The sequence below is a fragment of the Paraburkholderia sp. SIMBA_054 genome (genome assembly GCF_046534875.1).
GTDB lineage: Bacteria > Pseudomonadota > Gammaproteobacteria > Burkholderiales > Burkholderiaceae > Paraburkholderia > Paraburkholderia hospita.
The window spans coordinates 1-238 of sequence record NZ_JAWRXV010001650.1 but is presented as its reverse complement, the minus strand read 5'-3'; the positions used below and the strand labels follow the sequence as shown (position 1 = coordinate 238).

Annotated in this window: 1 pseudogene; it reads left to right on the top strand. The window is 59.7% G+C overall.

From position 1 onward, the window contains the following. Positions 1-22: 22 nt before the first annotated feature. Positions 23-238: pseudogene (locus SB822_RS60695) on the top strand (hybrid sensor histidine kinase/response regulator); the annotation flags it as partial.

Sequence of the window (238 nt, the reverse complement as noted above, 5' to 3'; positions counted from 1 at the left end):
GCACGCGCTGAAGATTGCCGACATGAACCACGAAATCGAAACGCGCAGTGTCGAACTCCTCGATACCGACAATGACGACGAAGTGCGCAGGCATGAGGGCCCTGTACATAGCAGGCTCAGCACAATTGCGGCGGACTACCCGCAGCTTGCAGCCATTTCCGTGTTCGGTACCCACGGCGACTTGCTGGCGAGCAGCCGCTTTTTCCCGGTGCCGCCAATTTCCATCGCCGGACGCGAA